Raw genomic sequence first — 17,843 nt, forward strand, 5'->3', positions numbered from 1 at the left:
CGTCCCGCACCATTCCACACTGCCCCCGGAGCACCAGTCAGGCGAAAGGCTCGTCATGCCCGAGAACGAGAACGAGAACGACAGCTTCGAAATGCTCTACCGACTGCCGATCCCACCGGAAGAGGGAAAGTACCCCGGCCTGGCTCCTTCCCGTCGCGTCGAGCACGGTCTGATCGTCGAACGCGATGTGGCCGTCCCGATGCGGGACGGCGTCGTGCTCCGCGTGGACGTCTTCCGCCCGGAGGGGCAGTCGGACCTGCCGGTGCTGTTCACCTACAGCCCGTACGGAAAACACGCCCGCAAGGGGTTCCACATGCTGTACCCGCAGGCCGGGCAGGAGGACCACGGGTTCGTCGACCCGGGGACGACGGATGTCTCGGTGTCGCACTACACCGTGTGGGAGGGCCCCGACCCGCTGTACTGGTGCCGTCAGGGCTTCGCGGTCGTCAACGCGGATTCCCGAGGATCGTGGGGATCGGAGGGGTCCTTGACGTTCCATTCCCCGCAGGAGGCCGCCGACGGCTACGACATCATCGAGTGGGCGGCCGGCCGGCCGTGGAGCAACGGACGGGTCGGCATGACCGGTGTGTCCTACCTGGCGTGGAGTCAGTGGAACGTGGCGGCGACCCGGCCGCCGCACCTGTTCGCCATCAACCCGTGGGAGGGCTACTCCGACCCCTACCGCGACATCGCCATGCAGGGCGGGATCCGCGAGACCCGTTTCCGCGGGTGGTGGATCGAGTCCACGGCCTACTCCCGCAACCGGGTGGAGGACGTCGTCGAACTGTGCAGGCAGCACCCGCACTTCGACGCGTACTGGAAGGCGAGAACGCCCGACCTGTCGAAGATCGAGGTGCCGCTGTACGCAGTCGTGGACTGGGGCGACCACGGCATCCACACCCGGGGCACGATCGAGGGTTTCAAGCAGGCCGGCTCCCGTGAGAAGTGGCTCGAGGTGCACGGCCGCATGAAGTGGCCCTACTACTACCGTCCCGAGAGCCTGGCCCGGCAACTGGAGTTCTTCACGACGTTCCTGAAGGAGGCACCCGGCGCCACGTTGTCCTGGCCGCGGGTGAACATCGAGGTGCGCGAGTCGCACTTCGTGGGCGAGGTACGAGCCGAGAACACCTGGCCGCTCGAGGGCACCGTCTCGACGCCGCTGTTCCTCGACGCCGCGGCCGGCGCGCTCGTGAAGGACCTCCCGGCGGCGTCCAGCCTCAGCTACGACTCCGAGGACCCGCGGGATTTCGTCGAGTTCTCGGTCGTCTTCGACGAGGACACCGAAGTCACGGGCGCCATGTCCCTGCGGCTGTGGGTGGAGAGCGAGACGGAGGAGGCCGATCTCTTCGTGGCCGTGGAGAAGTTCGACCGTGACGGCGTGCGGGTGCCGTTCCCGTTCCAGTCCATGTTCCACGACGGGCCGGTCGCTCTCGGGTGGCTTCGTGCCAGCCACCGCGACCTCGATGCCGAGCGTTCGACCCCGCAGCAGCCGTGGCACACCCACGCCCGGTCCGTGCCGCTCGAGCCCGGCCGTCCCACCCTCGTCGACATCGAGATCTGGCCGTCCTCGACCCTGTTCCGGGCCGGGGAGCGCCTGGCGGTGCGGGTGAAGGGCAGCGACTATTACACGTATCCCGGAGTTCCGGCGGTCATCCACCACCAGGAACCGCACAACACCGGCCGGCACACCGTCCACACCGGCGGGGACCACCCCTCCCGGCTCCTCCTGCCCGTGATCGACCGCCCGGCCGGCTGACCTCCGGCGGTCCGCCCGGCAGCGACGGCGACAGGACAAGGCACCGTTCCCCTCCTGCGGCTTGATCCGCCGGACGGTCCCTAACGCCGCACCTGGTAGCGGAGGTAGACGACCCCCGAGTCGAAAGTGCTGGTCTCGGCGAGGACGAGGTCTTCCCGGCGTTCGTCGCGGGGGAAGAACGGCGTGCCGCCGCCGACGAGTACCGGGTAGACCCTGATCCGGTACTCGTCGATCAGACCGTGCGCCGCCGCCTCGGCGGCGAGCGTCGCACCGCCGATCCCGATGTGGCCTTCCCCGGGTTCGGCCCGCAGCCGTTCGATCTCCTGCACCGGGCCGCCGGAGGCCAGGCGGGTGTTGCCCCGGACCTCCGTCAGCGTGGTGGAGAACACCACCTTGGGGAGCGCGTTCCAGATCACGGCGAACTCACGCTCGAGGTCGTCGAGTTCGGGTTTCCGGTCGGCGTCCTCCCAGAACACCATCGTCTCGTACAGCCGCCGCCCCAGCAGGTGGACGTCGAGTCCGCGCACCTCGTCCATGGCGAGGCGGAAGACCTCCTCGTCGGGCACCGACCAGTCGAAGCGGCCGTCGGGCCCGACGATGTAGCCGTCGAGCGAGACGCTCATGGAACAGGTCACCTTGCGCATCGGAAAGTCCTCCTCGGAAACGGGGCCGACCGTAGGACCGTCGCACGACACACGACTCATCGCTGTTTCCCGGTTTCCCGCGGTTCGCCCGATTCCGCTGCCGCAGCACGCGGTGGCGGAGGTGGGAGGTGGAAGACCCGCGAGCCGAACGTACCCGCCGGCGCGCGCAGAGAGCGAAACGGTCCACCGACTCGGCCGGCGGACCGTCACGAAGAACCGGAGGCGATGCCGTCGCGTGAGGCGGGCCTCCTGATCCGTGTCTATCGAATGAACAGCACAGCCCCGAGGCGCGTTACCACCAGGTCAGGGTCCAGACGTCGCCGTACTTCGGGGTGCAGGTGAATGAGGTGGCAGTACCGTTGGCGATCATTCCGTTGCCGCGAATAACGCACACCTCAGGGGTGAGGATGTCGTCCTTGTGAATAACCACACCCGCTGACGCCGACGCAGTGGACGCGCCGACGAAAGACACCATCAAAGCCGCCGTGGCGACACCGGCCGCAGTGCCGATCTTACGGAATCGAGAAGATTTCAACGTTCCCCATCTCTATGTGCTCCACCAGGTCCGCCCTCCGCGCACCTGTCACCTCAGTCGGACAATTGTCCGATACTGTGACGAGACGCTAGCACAACCGACCGTCAACTCGGTTGATTGGCAAGGAACTTGGGCCGAACAGCGACCCCCTCCGTCACGGCAGAGAACGCCGACGACCTCGGGTCGGGCCGCCACGAGAGGACGGGCGGGCCGAACAGTGATGCGATCTCCTCCGCCGCCTGTGACGACGAATGCGAGGGCGAGGACAGTGGACGCCGTCAAGGAGAGCCGCGACCGGCACAGCCGCGGCGAACCGCACAATGGGTACCCGCTCTCAAAGAGAGTCGGCCCATTCACCTCGTTCTCTGTCGCCGACCAGGACACCGTTTTCATGCACCGGGTCCGAGAGCCTGGGCATGTCGGCTTTCCCGTACCAGTGACCGGCTCCTTGACGGACTGCCGGTCAAGAATTGAGGCACCATCCCACCGGCTTCACCACGGGGGCGAATCAGGCTTCCCCGTCCGCGGCTTTGCGCTCCCCGCCGACCGGTACGCGCCCGGGGTCTGGCCCAGGGTGCGGGTGAAGGTGTGGACGAAGGCGCTGGGGGTGGACCAGCCGCAGCGGTGGGCCGTCTCGGTGACCGTCGCGCCGTCGGTGAGCTCGATCATCGCGTGGAAGAGGCGGGCCGTGGTCCGCCACTGCGGGTACGTCGTGCCGAACTCCGTGCGGAACAGCCGGCTCAGGTGCCGTTCGCTGAGGCCGACCTCGCGGGCCAGCCGACCGATGGTGAGCGGCCGGGCGAGGTCCTCCGTGACGATCCGGCAGGCGTCGTGCAGGCGTGGGTCGCGGGCGCAGGGGAGCTGGAGCGGGGCGATGTCGGCGCGGCACAGCCGGTCCTCGATGACCGCGCGCAGCCGGTCGCTCTCGCCCGGGGTCAGGCCGGACTCGGTGCTGGCGACGAGGAGTTCGCGCAGCAGCGCGGGCACGGCGATGACGGTCGGGGTGTCGGTGGGCAGCGGGGTGCAGCCGAGGGGGAACTGGAGGGTGTGCACCTCGGTGTGCCCGTGGACGCGGTGCTCGTGCCAGGTCCCGGCCGGGACCCAGACGGCGCGCCGGGCACCGGCCACCCACGCCCCGTGGTCGGTCCGCACGGCCAGAACCCCGCTGCTGACGTAGATCAGTTGGTGGTCCTCGTGCCGGTGCCGGGCGATGTGCTGGCCGGGATGGTGGTCTTGGCGGTTCTGCGACACAAGTGGACAGGTTATCGAAAGCCGTCAGGGGTGGGCGTCGACCAGGGTGGTGCCCATGAGCCACACCCCCTCGACGGCCGCGTCGGAGACGCCCGAATCCGAGCCCGAATCCGAGCCCGCGTCCGCCCCGAACGCCACAGACACCGCAGACACCGCAGACACCGCAGACACCGAAACAGGGACCCCTGACATCACAGGAACCCCCGACACCGCCCGTACCGGCCTGCGCGGGCTGCTCCGTCGAGCAGTCGCCGACACCCGGCCGCTCTCCGTGCCCGCCTTCCGGCGGACGTTCCTCGGGCAGGGCGCCGCCCTCGTCGGCGTCATGCTGACCTCCGTCGCGGTCCCGGTCCAGCTCTACGCGCTGACCCGGTCCTCGCTGGTCGTCGGCCTGAGCGGGCTGGTGGGGCTGCTGCCCATCGTCGTGTTCGGGCTGTACGGGGGCGCCGTCGCGGACGCGGTCGACCGGCGCCGGCTCTACGTGGGCTCCTGCTTCGTCACCTGGGCGGTGACCCTCGCGCTGCTCCTCCAGAGCGTGCTGGGCCTGCACTCCCCCGCGCTGATCCTCGTCCTGGTCGCCGTACAGGCCGGCGGCTTCGCGGTGTCGTCGTCGGTGCGCGGGGCGATCGTGCCGCTGCTGGTGCCGGCCGGGCAGATACCGGGCGCCAACGCGCTCCTGTACACCGTCGGCAACCTGGGGCAGGTGCTGGGCCCGCTGCTCGCCGGTCTCCTGATCGCCCTGCCCGGCGGGTTCTCCCTCGCCTACGGGGCCGACGCCGTGCTGTTCACGGCGGCGCTGTACGCGGCCCTCCGCCTGCCTCCGCTCCCGCCCGCGGAGCCGGGCACCGGGCGCCCCGGGCTGCGCTCGGTCCTCGACGGGCTGCGGTTCCTGGGCGGGAACCCGGTGCTGCTGATGTCCTTCGCCGTGGACATCGCGGCCATGGTCCTGGCCATGCCGCAGGCCCTGTTCCCGCAGGCCGCCGCCGAGCGGTTCCACGGCGGCGTGGGCCCGCTGTACGCGGCGATCGCCCTCGGCTCGCTCGCGGCCGGGCTGTTCAGCGGGTGGATCGGCCGGGTGCGACGCCAGGGGGTGGCGCTCACCCTCGCGGTCGTCGTCTGGGCGGCGGCGGTCGCGGCCGCCGGGTTCGCGCACAGCCTGTGGGCCGCGGTGACGCTGCTGGTCCTGGCCGGGGCCGCGGACCTGGTCAGCGCCGTCTACCGGCAGACGATGCTGCAGACGTACGCCCCGGACCGGCTGCGGGGCCGGCTCCAGGGCGTGTTCACGGTGGTGGTGGCGGGCGGCCCCCGCCTGGGCGACCTGCGCGCGGGGATGACGGCCGCCGCGGCCTCCCTCACCGTCGCGTGGTCCGGCGCGGCCATGGCGTGCATGGTGCTCGTCCTGGCCGGCGCCCTGCTCGTACGGCCGTTCTGGCAGTACGACGCCGGGGCGGCCACCGGTACCTCGCAGAACCGCGCCTGAGGCGCCGTCACCCGCGCCACCGCACCGACGCCACCGCTTCGCCCGCCGGCTCCCGCGCACCCTTTACACGTTCACATGTTCATGTCACGCTCCCGTCTGCCGCCCCCGTTCAACCCGCGTAGATAGGGGACCCCCACATGACGGCAGCACGCATCCACCGCAAGGCGGTGGCCTGGGCCACGGCCACCGTTCTGGCCGGCCTCACCGCCCCGGCCCTGACCGCGAGCCCGGCCTCCGCGATACCGGCCTCCCCCACTCCGGTCACCGCGACGGCGACGACCACGGGCACGGGCACGGCAGCCGCAACGGCGACAACGAGCCCGTACGACTCCACGTACTACAAGAACGCCGTCGGCAAGACCGGCAGCAGCCTGAAGTCGGCCCTCCACACGATCATCAGCAACCAGACCAAGATCTCCTACTCCGCGGTCTGGAACGCGCTGAAGGTCACCGACCAGGACCCGAACAACAGCAACAACGTGATCCTGCTGTACAGCGGCGTCTCCCGCAGCAAGTCGCTCAACGGCGGCGACGTCGGCGACTGGAACCGCGAGCACACCTGGGCCAAGTCCCACGGCGACTTCGGCGAGGTGACAGGCCCCGGCACGGACCTGCACCACCTGCGGCCCGCGGACGTCCAGGTCAACAGCATCCGCGGCAACCTGGACTTCGACAACGGCGGCAGCACGGTGACCAACGGCGGCGGCAGCCGCGTGGACTCCGACTCCTTCGAACCGCGCGACGCGGACAAGGGCGACGTGGCCCGCATGATCCTCTACATGGCCGTGCGCTACGAGGGCGACGACGGCTTCGCCGACCTGGAGCCCAACGAGAAGGTCGACAACGGCAGCGCCCCGTACATCGGCAAGCTCGCCGTCCTGAAGGCGTGGAGCGAGCAGGACCCGCCGAGCGCCTTCGAGGAGAAGCGCAACGACGTCATCTACGACACCTACCAGCACAACCGCAACCCGTTCATCGACCACCCGGAGTGGGTCGAGTCGATCTGGTAGGCACCGGCACGGTGGTCGAACACCCTCCCCCCACGGGGTGTTCGGCCGCCTCACCGGATTCCCGCCGAGGCGGAACGTCACAGCGTTCCGGCCCGCGCCACCCACCGTGTGGGCTGCCCCGTCGCCTCGGCCACCGTGTGAACCCGCGTCCTGCTTCGCCCCCGGTCCCCAGGATCTCGGCGGCCTCGTCGAAGACCTCGTCATCGACTTCGAGATACAGCTTCGACATGACCTGTCCTCCTTGTGACCGGCGTACGCCTGAGGGATACGGGGCAAGGTGCCGGGGAGGCGTGTTCGGAGCCGGCTTCCACTCTTCCGAACGACCGGGGCGGATGCCTCACCGCCCGTCGGCGTCTCCGCGCTCCTCCGCGATCCGCCGTGTCATCAGCGTCGTCAGCTCGTACGCCGTGTGGGACGCGGCGACCGAGGTGATCTCGGCGTGGTCGTAGGCGGGGGCGACCTCGACGACGTCGGCGGAGACCACGTTGCAGGCGGACAGGCCGCGCAGGATCTCCAGGAGTTCGCGGGAGGTCATGCCGCCCGCCTCCGGCGTGCCGGTGCCCGGGGCGTGGGCGGGGTCGAGGCAGTCGATGTCGATGGAGATGTAGAGGGGGCGGTCGCCGATGCGCTGCCTGAGCTGGTCGGCGACCTCGTCCGCGCCGCGCCGGTAGACGTCCGCCGACGTGACGATGCCGAAGCCCATCTTCTCGTCGTCGGTGAGGTCCTGCTTGCCGTAGAGCGGGCCGCGCGTGCCGACGTGGGAGAGGGCGGAGGTGTCGAGGATGCCCTCCTCGACCGCCCGCCGGAACGGGGTGCCGTGGGTGTACGCGGCGCCGAAGTACGTGTCCCAGGTGTCGAGGTGGGCGTCGAAGTGGAGCAGGGCCACCGGGCCGTGCTTCTTCGCCACCGAGCGCAGCAGCGGCAGCGCGATGGTGTGGTCGCCGCCGAGGGTCATCAGGCGGGCGCCGGTGCCGAGGAGGTCGTCGGCGGCCGCCTCGATCGTCTCGACGGCCTCCTCGATGCGGAACGGGTTGGCGGCGATGTCACCGGCGTCGGCGACCTGCGCAAGGGCGAACGGGGAGGCGTCCTGCGCCGGGTTGTAGGGGCGCAGCAGCCGGGACGCCTCGCGGATCGCGTTGCCGCCGAAGCGGGCGCCGGGCCGGTAGGAGACGCCGGAGTCGAAGGGCACGCCCACGACCGCGACGTCGGCGCGGCCGCCGACCTCGTCGAGCCGGGGCAGCCGGGCGAAGGTGGCCGGGCCCGCGTACCGGGGGACGCGGGAGGAGTCGACGGGGCCGCGGGGCGTCTCGCTGCTCATGGGGCACTGTCTCTTTCTGCGTGCGGTGAGATGCCCGGTCGGGCGGGTGTTCGGGGTGCCGAGGGGGACCGCCGGCCGGGGCACGCACGCGGTGACGTGCGCGCTCACGACGATAAGGCCTCCTCCGAGGGACGCCGGGATCGCCGGCGGGTTCCACGGCCCCCGCGTGACGAGCGTTACGGCGCCGTCCCCGCACCCGCCCTGGACGCCGGTCCCTACCCGTCGGTACCTTGGTATCTGAGCAAGCGCTTAGGCAGGCTCACGCAGGCGACGTTCGAGGAGGCGGCAGTGCGCCGTACGGTGTTCAACGAGGATCACGAGGCGTTCCGGGAGACCCTCCGCGCCTTCATCGAGGCCGAGGTCGTACCGGCGTACGACGAGTGGTTCACGCAGGGCATCGTGCCCCGCGAGTTCTACTACAAGCTCGCCGAGCTGGGCCTCTTCGGCATCAACGTGCCCGAGGAGTTCGGCGGCGCCGGTCTGGAGAGCCACAAGTTCGAGGCCGTCCAGTACGAGGAGACCGCCCGCGCGGGCGTCACCTTCGGCGGCTCCGGCGTGCACGTCCTGCTCGCGCTCCCCTACATCAAGATGCTCGCCACCGACGAGCAGAAGAAGCGCTACCTGCCGAAGTTCGTCTCCGCCGAGGAGATGTGGGCGATCGCGATGACCGAGCCGGGCACCGGCTCCGACCTCGCCGGCATGAAGACCACCGCCAAGCTCAGCGAGGACGGCACGCACTACGTCCTCAACGGCGCCAAGACCTTCATCACCGGCGGCGTCCACGCCGACCGCGTCATCGTCTGCGCCCGCACCGCCCCGTCGACCGCCGAGGACCGCCGCTTCGGCATCTCCCTCTTCGCCGTCGACACCAAGTCCGAGGGCTACTCGGTCGGCCGCAAGCTGGACAAGCTGGGCCTGAAGACCTCCGACACCGCCGAGCTCGCGTTCGTCGACGTCAAGGTCCCGGCCGAGGACCTGCTCGGCGAGGAGAACAAGGGCTTCCACTACCTCGGCGCCAACCTGCCCTCCGAGCGCTGGGGCATCGCCTTCGGCGCGTACGCGCAGGCCAAGGCCGCCGTCCGGTTCGCCAAGGAGTACGTGCAGGACCGCACGGTCTTCGGCAAGACCGTCGCCAGCTTCCAGAACACCAAGTTCGAGCTGGCCGCCTGCCAGGCCGAGGTGGACGCCGCCGAGGCGGTCGCCGACCGCGCCCTGGAGGCCCTGGACGCCGGTGAGCTGACGGCGGCCGAGGCCGCCTCCGCCAAGCTGTTCTGCACCGAGGTCGCCCACCGCGTCATCGACCGCTGCCTCCAGCTCCACGGCGGCTACGGCTACATGAACGAGTACCCGATCGCCCGCCTGTACGCCGACAACCGGGTCAACCGCATCTACGGCGGCACCAGCGAGATCATGAAGTCGATCATCGCGAAGAACATGGGCCTGTGAGGGCTCCGGCCCGACACCGCCCGCGGAGAACGCGCAGGACAGAGCAGGATAGAACTGACACATGAGTCAGGCACTTCAGTCGCTGCTCGATCTGCTCGACCTCGAGCGCATCGAGCAGGACATCTTCCGCGGCCCCTCCCGGCCCGCCGTCGTCCCCCGGGTCTTCGGCGGGCAGGTCGCCGCGCAGGCGCTGGTCGCCGCCGGCCGCACGGTCCCCGAGGACCGGCACGCGCACTCCCTGCACGCGTACTTCCTGCGGCCCGGCGACCCCGGCGCGCCGATCGTCTACACCGTCGACCGCATCCGCGACGGCCGTTCCTTCACCACCCGGCGGGTGGTCGCGGTCCAGCACGGGCAGCCGATCTTCCACCTCTCCGCCTCCTTCCAGCTGCTGGAAGAGGGGCTGGACCACCAGGCCCCGATGCCGTCCGCCCCGGACCCGGCGGCCCTGCCCACCTCCGCCGAACGGCTGCGCGCCTACGACCACCTGCCCCCGCTGGTCGTCGAACGGTTCCTGGAGGCCCGCGAGGCGGTCGACCTGCGGTACGTCGACGAGCCGCCGTACGGCCGCTTCGGCGAGCCGCGCGAGCCGCACTCCCAGGTGTGGTTCCGCACCAACGGCAAGCTGGAGGGCGCGACCGACACGCCCCTGCTGCACGTCGTCCTCGCCACCTACGTCTCCGACATGACCCTCCTCGACTCCGTCCTGCTCGCGCACGGCCGGGGCGGCTGGGCGGTCGGGGACGTCGTCGGCGCCTCGCTGGACCACGCGATGTGGTTCCACCGGCCCTTCCGGGCCGACGAGTGGCTGCTGTACGACCAGGAGTCCCCGTCGGCCTCCGGAGGGCGCGGCCTGGGCCAGGCCCGCATCTACACCCAGGACGGCACCCTGGCGATATCGGTGATCCAGGAGGGCGTGGTCCGCGTCCCGCGGGAACACTGACATGCAGAACACTGACATGCATGGGGCAAAGGGACAGGGACGCGGGCAGGGGCAGCGACGCCGGCACCGACGCGGGCGCGGCTGAGGACAGCGGTGAGCGGGGCCGCGGGGACGGTGGGGGCGGCGGCGAGAGCACCTTCACGTGGTCGTCGCCGCCCTCGCCAATCTGGGGATCGCGGTGGCCAAGGCCGTCGCGGGGCTGATCAGCGGCTCCAGCGCGATGCTGTCGGAGGCCGCGCACTCGGTCGCCGACACCGTCACCGAGGTACTGCTGCTCACCGCGCTCAAACGCAGCGCGAGACCGGCCGACGAGGACCACCCGCTCGGCTACGGCCCCGAGCGCTACATCTGGGCCCTGCTCGCCGCCGTCGCCACGTTCGTCGGCGGCGCGGTCTTCTCCCTCTACGACGGCGTCCACACCCTGACAGCGGGCGAGGAGCTCGGCGACCCGCTCGTCTCCTACCTCGTGCTCGCGGTCGCCTTCCTCCTGGAGGGCTTCTCGCTGCGCACGGCGGTACGCCAGGCACGCGGGGCGGCCGCCGGCCTGAAGGTGCCCTTCGGGCGCTATCTGCGGCGCACCAGCGACACCGCCGTCAAGGCGGTCGTCATGGAGGACTCGGCGGCCCTGATCGGCCTGCTGCTCGCGGCCGGCGGCCTGCTCGGCGGGCAGCTCACCGGCTCCGGGGTGTGGGACGGCGTCGCCTCCCTGTGCATCGGCGTACTGCTGCTGTACGTCGCCCGGGTGCTGGGCCGGTCCAACGCCGAGCTGCTCATCGGGCGCCCGCTGCCCCGCTCCGTACGCATGGGCATCCGGGAGGAGCTGGTGGCGGTTGAGCACATCGAGGCCGTACTGGAGCTGACGACGCTGGTGCAGGGGCCGACGGAGGCGCTGGTGGCGGCCAAGGTCGACTTCCGGGACGTGTCGACGGCGGCCCAGATCGAGTGGGCGTGCGAGCAGGCCGAGCGGCGGCTGCGAGAACGGTTCCCCTCGGTGAGCCGGGTCTACCTGGACCCGACACCGGGGTTCGCGCAGCCACGGGACGAGGGGCTGCGCCCCTGGCCGTGAGCTCCCGGGCCCGCCCGCCGTCGGCCCCGCTCGTCGTGCTCGCCGTCGCCGTCGGTCAGAGCAGCCCCGCCTGGTCCAGCAGGTACGCCGTCATCGGGTCGTAGTGGCGGGGGCTGGTGACGTGGTCGTCGAGGGGGACGGCGACCTGGAGCGTGCCCTCGGACTCGGCGAGGAAGAGGGCGGGGTCGTTGCAGTCGGCGTAACCGACGGCGTCGACGCCGTCCTGGGCGGCGCGGCCGGCCCAGCCGTGGTCGGCGACGACCAGGTCGGGCGCCGGGTCGCCGTCGCGCTCCAGGCCCTGGAGGATCGCCCGCATCGGGTCGCCCGAGTGGGTGTGCCAGAGGCTGGCACCGTGTTCGAGGACGGCGACGTCGGCGAGTTGCCAGACGTACCCCTCGTCGGTCCGCAGGCCCTCGGGGATCACGACGATGTCGCAGCCGGCGGCGCGCAGGGCGGCGGCGGTGGCACGGTGGACGTCCAGGAGGCCGCCGGGGTGACCGGTGGCGAACAGGACGCGCTGACGGCCGTCGGCGGCCTTGCGCAGCCGGGCCGCCATGCGGTCCAGGGCGTCGACGGTGAGCTCGGGGTCGATGGTGTCCTGGCCGTAGCGGTACTCGGGGTCGTCGTTGACGCCGACGCGTTCCGCCATGACCGCGAGGACGTCCTGCTCGTCGGTCCAGCGGTCGCCGAGCTCCAGCCCGAGCCAGAAGTTGCGGTCGCCGTTGGCCAGTTTGCGGTAGTGGGAGAGGTTGTTCTCGCGGGGGGTGGCGACGTCGCCCGCGATGCGGGTGCGGACGAGATGGGCGATGAGGTCGGCGCGGCTGGGGGACGTCCCGGGTATCGGCATGCCCCCCATTGTGTACGCTTCCTCACCCCCGCCGCCCCTGCCCTTCCCGTCCCCGCGGGCAAGCCCCCGGACCCCCGAAAGATCGCGCGGTTCCCCACGCCTCTCGACAGCCAGGGGGCGCCCCCCGTTCTTTCAGCGACGCGGGGAACCGCGCTCGGCCACGACGCAGCCGCAGCCGCCGACTCGCAGAAGTCCCCGAGCCGCAAGGCGCCCCCGCTCAGCCCGTCGCAGGCGACTCCGCAGGCGACCCCGCCGCCGAGGCGAACGCGCCGCGGGCCATGCCCCGCAGCAGCTCCGCCGTCGCCGCGCGGCCCGGCAGCGCACGCGGCCGGGCGCCCATGTGCGGCGTGCTGTTCAGCAGGCCGAAGACCGCGTGGACCGCCGCCCGGGCGACGGCTTCCAGTACCCCCGGATACACCTCCCGCAGCACCTCCACCCACAGCTCCACGTACTGCCGTTGCAGCTGCCGTACGAGCTTGCGGTCGGTGTCGCGGAGGCGGTCCAGCTCGCGGTCGTGCAGGGTGATGAGCGGGCGGTCGTCGAGCGCGAAGTCGATGTGGCCCTCGATGAGCGAGTCGAGCACCGCCTCGGGGTCGCCGGCCGCCTCCGCGGCCCGCCTTCGGCCGCCGGTCAGGAGCTGCCCGCTGATCCCGACCAGCAGTTCCGCCAGCATCGCGTCCTTGCCGGCGAAGTGCCGGTAGAGCCCGGGGCCGCTGATGCCGACCGCGGCGCCTATCTCGTCGACGCCCACGCCGTGGAAGCCGCGTTCGGCGAAGAGGCGGGCGGCTTCCTTGAGGATCTGCTCGCGTCGGGTGGGCGCGTCGGTTCTCGTGGCCATGAAATCGATTCTAGACATCCACGTTAGCGGTCGTTAACCTGGTCGCAGTGCGTTAACGCTCATTAACACGTGAGGGGACCGCAGGATGCAACAGGCACCGGAGCTGACCAGCGCGGCAGACCCCGCGTCGGCGGCCTGGCAGGCCAACGAGGCGGCGCACCGCGCGCTCGTGGAGGAGCTGCGCGGCAGGCTCGCCGCGGCCCGCGCGGGCGGCGGCGAGCGGGCCCGCGCCCGGCACACCGCGCGCGGCAAGCTGCTGCCCCGGGACAGGGTGGACACCCTGCTCGACCCGGGCTCGCCCTTCCTGGAGCTGGCCCCGCTGGCCGCCGAGGGGATGTACGAGGGGCAGGCCCCGGCGGCGGGAGTGATCGCCGGGATCGGGCGGATCAGCGGGCGCGCGTGCGTGATCGTCGCCAACGACGCCACGGTCAAGGGCGGCACGTACTACCCGATGACGGTGAAGAAGCACCTGCGCGCCCAGGAGGTCGCGCTGGAGAACCGGCTGCCGTGCGTCTACCTGGTCGACTCCGGCGGCGCCTTCCTGCCGATGCAGGACGAGGTCTTCCCCGACCGCGAGCACTTCGGGCGGATCTTCTACAACCAGGCCCGCATGTCCGGCGCCGGCATCCCCCAGATCGCGGCGGTGCTCGGCTCCTGCACGGCCGGCGGGGCGTACGTCCCGGCGATGAGCGACGAGGCGGTGATCGTCCGGGGTCAGGGCACGATCTTCCTGGGCGGCCCCCCGCTGGTGAAGGCGGCCACGGGCGAGGTCGTCACCGCCGAGGAGCTGGGCGGCGGCGAGGTCCACTCGCGCACCTCGGGCGTCACCGACCACCTCGCGGAGGACGACGCGCACGCGCTGCGGATCGTGCGGAACATCGTCTCCACGCTCCCTGCGCGCGGGGAGCTGCCCTGGGAGGTCACCGCGGCCGTCGAGCCGAAGGTGGACCCCTACGGGCTGTACGGGGCGGTGCCGGTCGACTCCCGCACGCCGTACGACGTACGGGAGGTCATCGCCCGCGTGGTGGACGGCTCGCGGTTCGCGGAGTTCAAGGCGGAGTACGGCCAGACCCTGGTCACCGGCTTCGCCCGGATCCACGGCCACCCGGTCGGCATCGTCGCCAACAACGGCATCCTGTTCTCCGAGTCCGCCCAGAAGGGCGCGCACTTCATCGAACTGTGCGACCAGCGCGGCATCCCGCTGGTGTTCCTGCAGAACATCTCCGGCTTCATGGTCGGCAGGGACTACGAGGCGGGCGGCATCGCCAAGCACGGCGCCAAGATGGTCACGGCGGTCGCCTGCACGCGCGTCCCGAAGCTCACGGTCGTGATCGGCGGGTCGTACGGCGCGGGGAACTACTCGATGTGCGGCAGGGCGTACTCGCCGCGCTTCCTGTGGATGTGGCCCGGCGCCAAGATCTCGGTGATGGGCGGCGAGCAGGCCGCCTCCGTCCTCGCCACGGTCAAGCGCGACCAGTTGGAGGGGCGCGGCGAGGAGTGGCCGGCCGAGGACGAGGAGGCCTTCAGGGCCCCGATCCGCGCCCAGTACGAGCGGCAGGGCAACGCCTACTACGCCACGGCCCGGCTGTGGGACGACGGCGTGATCGACCCGCTGGAGACCCGCCAGGTGCTCGGCCTGGCCCTGACCGCGTGCGCCCACGCCCCGCTGCCGGCCAAGGCGGACGGCTTCGGCGTCTTCCGGATGTGAGGGGGACCATGACCACGAACACCACCCAGAACGCGACCGCGAACACGGCGACGGCCATGTTCGACACGGTGCTGGTGGCCAACCGGGGCGAGATCGCCGTCCGCGTGATCCGCACCCTGCGGGCGCTGGGCGTGCGCACGGTGGCCGTCTTCTCCGACGCGGACGCAGGTGCCCGCCACGTCCGCGAGGCCGACACGGCGGTCCGGCTGGGCCCGGCACCGGCGGCCGAGAGCTACCTGTCGGTGGAGCGGCTGCTGGACGCCGCCGCCCGCAGCGGCGCGCAGGCGGTGCACCCGGGGTACGGCTTCCTCGCGGAGAACGCCGGCTTCGCGCGCGCGTGCGCCGAGGCGGGGCTGGTCTTCATCGGCCCGTCCGCCGACGCGATCGCCCTGATGGGCGACAAGATCCGCGCCAAGGAGACGGTGAAGGCGGCCGGGGTCCCGGTCGTGCCCGGCTCCAGCGGCTCGGGGCTCACCGACGCGGAACTGGCGGCGGCGGCCCTGGAGATCGGCGTGCCCGTGCTGCTCAAGCCCAGCGCGGGCGGCGGCGGCAAGGGCATGCGGCTGGTGCGGGACACCGGGGCGCTGGCGGAGGAGATCGCCGCCGCCCGCCGCGAGGCCCGCGCCTCCTTCGGCGACGACACCCTCCTGGTCGAGCGCTGGGTCGACCGCCCCCGGCACATCGAGATCCAGGTCCTGGCCGACACGCACGGGAACGTGGTGCACCTGGGCGAGCGCGAGTGCTCCCTGCAGCGCCGCCACCAGAAGATCGTCGAGGAGGCGCCCAGCGTCCTGCTCGACGAGGCCACGCGCGCGGCGATGGGCGAGGCGGCCGTCCAGGCGGCCCGCTCCTGCGGCTACCGGGGCGCGGGCACGGTCGAGTTCATCGTGCCCGGCGGCGACCCGTCGTCGTACTACTTCATGGAGATGAACACCCGCCTCCAGGTGGAGCACCCGGTGACCGAGTTCGTCACGGGCCTCGACCTGGTCGAGTGGCAGGTGCGGGTCGCCGCCGGCGAGCCGCTGCCGTTCCGCCAGGAGGACGTCCGCCTCGCCGGCCACGCGGTGGAGGCCCGGCTCTGCGCGGAGGACCCGACCCGTGGCTTCCTCCCCTCCGGCGGCCGGGTGCTGGCGCTGCGCGAGCCGCGGGGCGACGGGGTGCGCACCGACTCGGGGCTCAGCGAGGGCACGGAGGTCGGCAGCCTGTACGACCCGATGCTGTCCAAGGTGATCGCCTACGGCCCCGACCGCGCGACCGCGCTGCGCAGGCTGCGGGCCGCCCTCGCGGACACGGTGACGCTGGGCGTGCCGACCAACGCGGGCTTCCTGCGCCGGCTGCTGGCCCACCCGGCGGTGGTGGCGGGCGAGTTGGACACGGGCCTGGTGGAGCGCGAGGCCGAGGGCCTGGTGCCGGACGGGGTGCCGGAGGAGGTCTACGAGGCCGCCGCGGCGGTACGCCTGGACGCGCTCGCGCCGCGCGCGCGGGGCTGGACCGACCCGTTCTCGGTGCCCAGCGGCTGGCGCCTGGGCGGCCGGCCCGCGCCGGTCTCCTTCGACCTGCGTGTCGCGGGGCTCGACCCCGTGACGCACACCCCGCGCGGCACGCACCACGTCACCGCCGACCGCGTGACGGTCACGCTGGACGGCGTCACGCACACCTTCCACCACGCCGCCGACTGGCTCGGCCGGGACGGCGACGCGTGGCAGGTGCGGGACCACGACCCGGTCGCCGCCTCGCTCACCCGCGCCGCGCACGCCGGGGCGGACGCCCTGACCGCGCCCATGCCCGGCACGGTGACGGTGGTGAAGGTGGCCGTCGGGGACGAGGTGGCGGCCGGGCAGAGCCTGCTGGTGGTGGAGGCGATGAAGATGGAGCACGTCATCTCCGCCCCGCACGCCGGCACCGTCGCCGAGCTGGACGTCACCCCGGGCACGACGGTCGCCATGGACCAGGTGCTCGCCGTGCTGGCACCGATCGAGGAGGGTCAGGAATGACGGTGGACACACTCGGACTTCCCATGGCCGTGCCCGCTCCGGGCCTGCCGGCCAGGGTCCGCATCCACGAGGTCGGCGCACGCGACGGCCTGCAGAACGAGTCGATGACGGTACCGACGGCGGTGAAGGCCGAGTTCATCCGCCGCCTCGCCGACGCGGGCCTGACGACGATCGAGGCGACGAGCTTCGTGCACCCCGAGTGGGTGCCCCAACTCGCCGACGCCGAGAAGCTGTTCCCCCAGGTGAGCGAGTTGCCGGTGGCCCTGCCGGTGCTCGTCCCGAACGCACGCGGCCTGGAGCGGGCGCTCGCGCTGGGCGCCCGCCGGGTCGCCGTCTTCGCCAGCGCCACGGAGTCCTTCGCCAGGGCCAACCTCAACCGCACGGTGGACGAGGCCCTGGCGATGTTCGCCCCGGTGGTCTCCCGGGCGAAGGCGGAGGGCGGCCACGTCCGCGGCTATCTCTCCATGTGCTTCGGCGACCCCTGGGAGGGCCCGGTCCCGGCGGCCCAGGTGGTCCGCGTCTGCCGGGCCCTGCTGGACCTGGGGTGCGACGAACTGAGCCTGGGCGACACGATCGGCGTGGCCACCCCCGGCCAGGTGACGGCACTGCTGTCCGCGCTGAACGAGGCCGGGGTGCCCACGGAGGCGCTCGGCGTCCACTTCCACGACACCTACGGCCAGGCCCTCTCCAACACCCTGGCCGCCCTCCAGCACGGCGTCACCGTCGTGGACGCCTCCGCGGGCGGCCTCGGCGGCTGCCCGTTCGCCAAGTCCGCCACCGGAAACCTCGCCACCGAGGACCTGGTGTGGATGCTCCGGGGTCTCGGCATAGAGACCGGGGTCGACCTCGGCCGTCTCGTCGCCACGAGCGAGTGGATGGCCGCCCACCTGGGCCGCCCGAGCCCGTCCCGTACCGTCCGCGCCCTGTCCCCCCGGGCCGCCCAAGCCGAATCCCAGGCCGCATCCCGGGCCGCCTCCGACGCCGCCTCCCACAAGGAGCAGTGACCC

Annotated in this window: 13 protein-coding genes and 1 pseudogene; 9 read left to right on the forward strand and 5 right to left on the reverse strand. The window is 72.0% G+C overall.

Going from position 1 to position 17,843, the window contains the following annotated elements:
- Nucleotides 1-55 precede the first annotated feature (55 nt).
- Nucleotides 56-1,756 carry a CocE/NonD family hydrolase gene (locus QFZ64_RS12960; RefSeq protein WP_307065249.1) on the forward strand — a complete coding sequence of 567 codons (1,701 nt, stop codon included), beginning with the start codon at nt 56-58 and terminating at the stop codon, nt 1,754-1,756.
- A gap of 80 nt (nt 1,757-1,836) precedes the next feature.
- On the opposite strand, the gene QFZ64_RS12965 is transcribed toward QFZ64_RS12960, so the two are convergent.
- Nucleotides 1,837-2,400, reverse strand: coding sequence for a dihydrofolate reductase family protein (locus QFZ64_RS12965; protein WP_307065251.1), 564 nt, complete (start codon nt 2,398-2,400; stop codon nt 1,837-1,839).
- A gap of 1,027 nt (nt 2,401-3,427) precedes the next feature.
- Entirely contained in the window at nt 3,428-4,186 is a 759-nt protein-coding gene (locus QFZ64_RS12970) for a helix-turn-helix transcriptional regulator (protein ID WP_307065252.1), read from the reverse strand.
- Between the two features lie 55 nt (nt 4,187-4,241).
- Here QFZ64_RS12970 and QFZ64_RS12975 point away from each other — a divergent pair, with 55 nt between their 5' ends.
- On the forward strand, nt 4,242-5,666 hold the full coding sequence (locus QFZ64_RS12975) for an MFS transporter (RefSeq protein ID WP_307065254.1): 1,425 nt from the start codon (nt 4,242-4,244) through the stop codon (nt 5,664-5,666).
- Nucleotides 5,667-5,803: 137 nt separating this feature from the next.
- On the forward strand, nt 5,804-6,676 hold the full coding sequence (locus tag QFZ64_RS12980) for an endonuclease I family protein (RefSeq protein WP_307065256.1): 873 nt from the start codon (nt 5,804-5,806) through the stop codon (nt 6,674-6,676).
- A 337-nt stretch (nt 6,677-7,013) separates the two neighbouring features.
- On the opposite strand, the gene speB is transcribed toward QFZ64_RS12980, so the two are convergent.
- Nucleotides 7,014-7,994, reverse strand: coding sequence for an agmatinase (gene speB / locus QFZ64_RS12985; protein ID WP_307065258.1), 981 nt, complete (start codon nt 7,992-7,994; stop codon nt 7,014-7,016).
- A gap of 288 nt (nt 7,995-8,282) precedes the next feature.
- On the opposite strand from speB, the gene QFZ64_RS12990 reads away from it, so the two are divergent.
- The 3 genes and pseudogenes from QFZ64_RS12990 to QFZ64_RS13000 all read left to right on the forward strand — a co-directional run.
- Nucleotides 8,283-9,440: an acyl-CoA dehydrogenase family protein gene (locus QFZ64_RS12990; protein ID WP_307065260.1), complete on the forward strand. Its 1,158-nt coding sequence runs from the start codon at nt 8,283-8,285 to the stop codon at nt 9,438-9,440.
- Nucleotides 9,441-9,501: 61 nt separating this feature from the next.
- Nucleotides 9,502-10,383 (forward strand): acyl-CoA thioesterase II, encoded by an 882-nt coding sequence (locus QFZ64_RS12995; protein ID WP_307065263.1) that lies wholly within the window; start codon nt 9,502-9,504, stop codon nt 10,381-10,383.
- A gap of 119 nt (nt 10,384-10,502) precedes the next feature.
- A pseudogene (locus tag QFZ64_RS13000) lies at nt 10,503-11,449 on the forward strand (cation diffusion facilitator family transporter); the annotation flags it as partial.
- 55 nt (nt 11,450-11,504) lie between these two features.
- Here the strand turns inward: QFZ64_RS13000 and QFZ64_RS13005 are convergent.
- Complete coding sequence (locus tag QFZ64_RS13005) at nt 11,505-12,296, reverse strand: phosphatase (protein ID WP_307065265.1); 792 nt, start codon at nt 12,294-12,296, stop codon at nt 11,505-11,507.
- 217 nt (nt 12,297-12,513) lie between these two features.
- Nucleotides 12,514-13,134 carry a TetR/AcrR family transcriptional regulator gene (locus QFZ64_RS13010; protein ID WP_307065267.1) on the reverse strand — a complete coding sequence of 207 codons (621 nt, stop codon included), beginning with the start codon at nt 13,132-13,134 and terminating at the stop codon, nt 12,514-12,516.
- Between the two features lie 85 nt (nt 13,135-13,219).
- Here QFZ64_RS13010 and QFZ64_RS13015 point away from each other — a divergent pair, with 85 nt between their 5' ends.
- Genes QFZ64_RS13015 through QFZ64_RS13025 form a run of 3 tightly spaced genes read left to right on the forward strand, consistent with a single transcriptional unit; the run spans nt 13,220 to nt 17,840 of the window.
- Nucleotides 13,220-14,842 carry a carboxyl transferase domain-containing protein gene (locus tag QFZ64_RS13015; protein ID WP_307065269.1) on the forward strand — a complete coding sequence of 541 codons (1,623 nt, stop codon included), beginning with the start codon at nt 13,220-13,222 and terminating at the stop codon, nt 14,840-14,842.
- Nucleotides 14,843-14,898: 56 nt separating this feature from the next.
- Complete coding sequence (locus QFZ64_RS13020) at nt 14,899-16,836, forward strand: biotin carboxylase N-terminal domain-containing protein (RefSeq protein ID WP_307071676.1); 1,938 nt, start codon at nt 14,899-14,901, stop codon at nt 16,834-16,836.
- A complete protein-coding gene (locus tag QFZ64_RS13025) occupies nt 16,833-17,840 on the forward strand; it encodes a hydroxymethylglutaryl-CoA lyase (protein WP_307065270.1) in 1,008 nt (335 codons plus the stop codon). The genes QFZ64_RS13020 and QFZ64_RS13025 overlap by 4 nt, the downstream gene beginning before the upstream one ends.
- Nucleotides 17,841-17,843: the final 3 nt, after the last annotated feature.

This window comes from Streptomyces sp. B3I8 (genome assembly GCF_030816915.1).
In the GTDB taxonomy this organism is placed as follows: Bacteria; Actinomycetota; Actinomycetes; order Streptomycetales; family Streptomycetaceae; genus Streptomyces.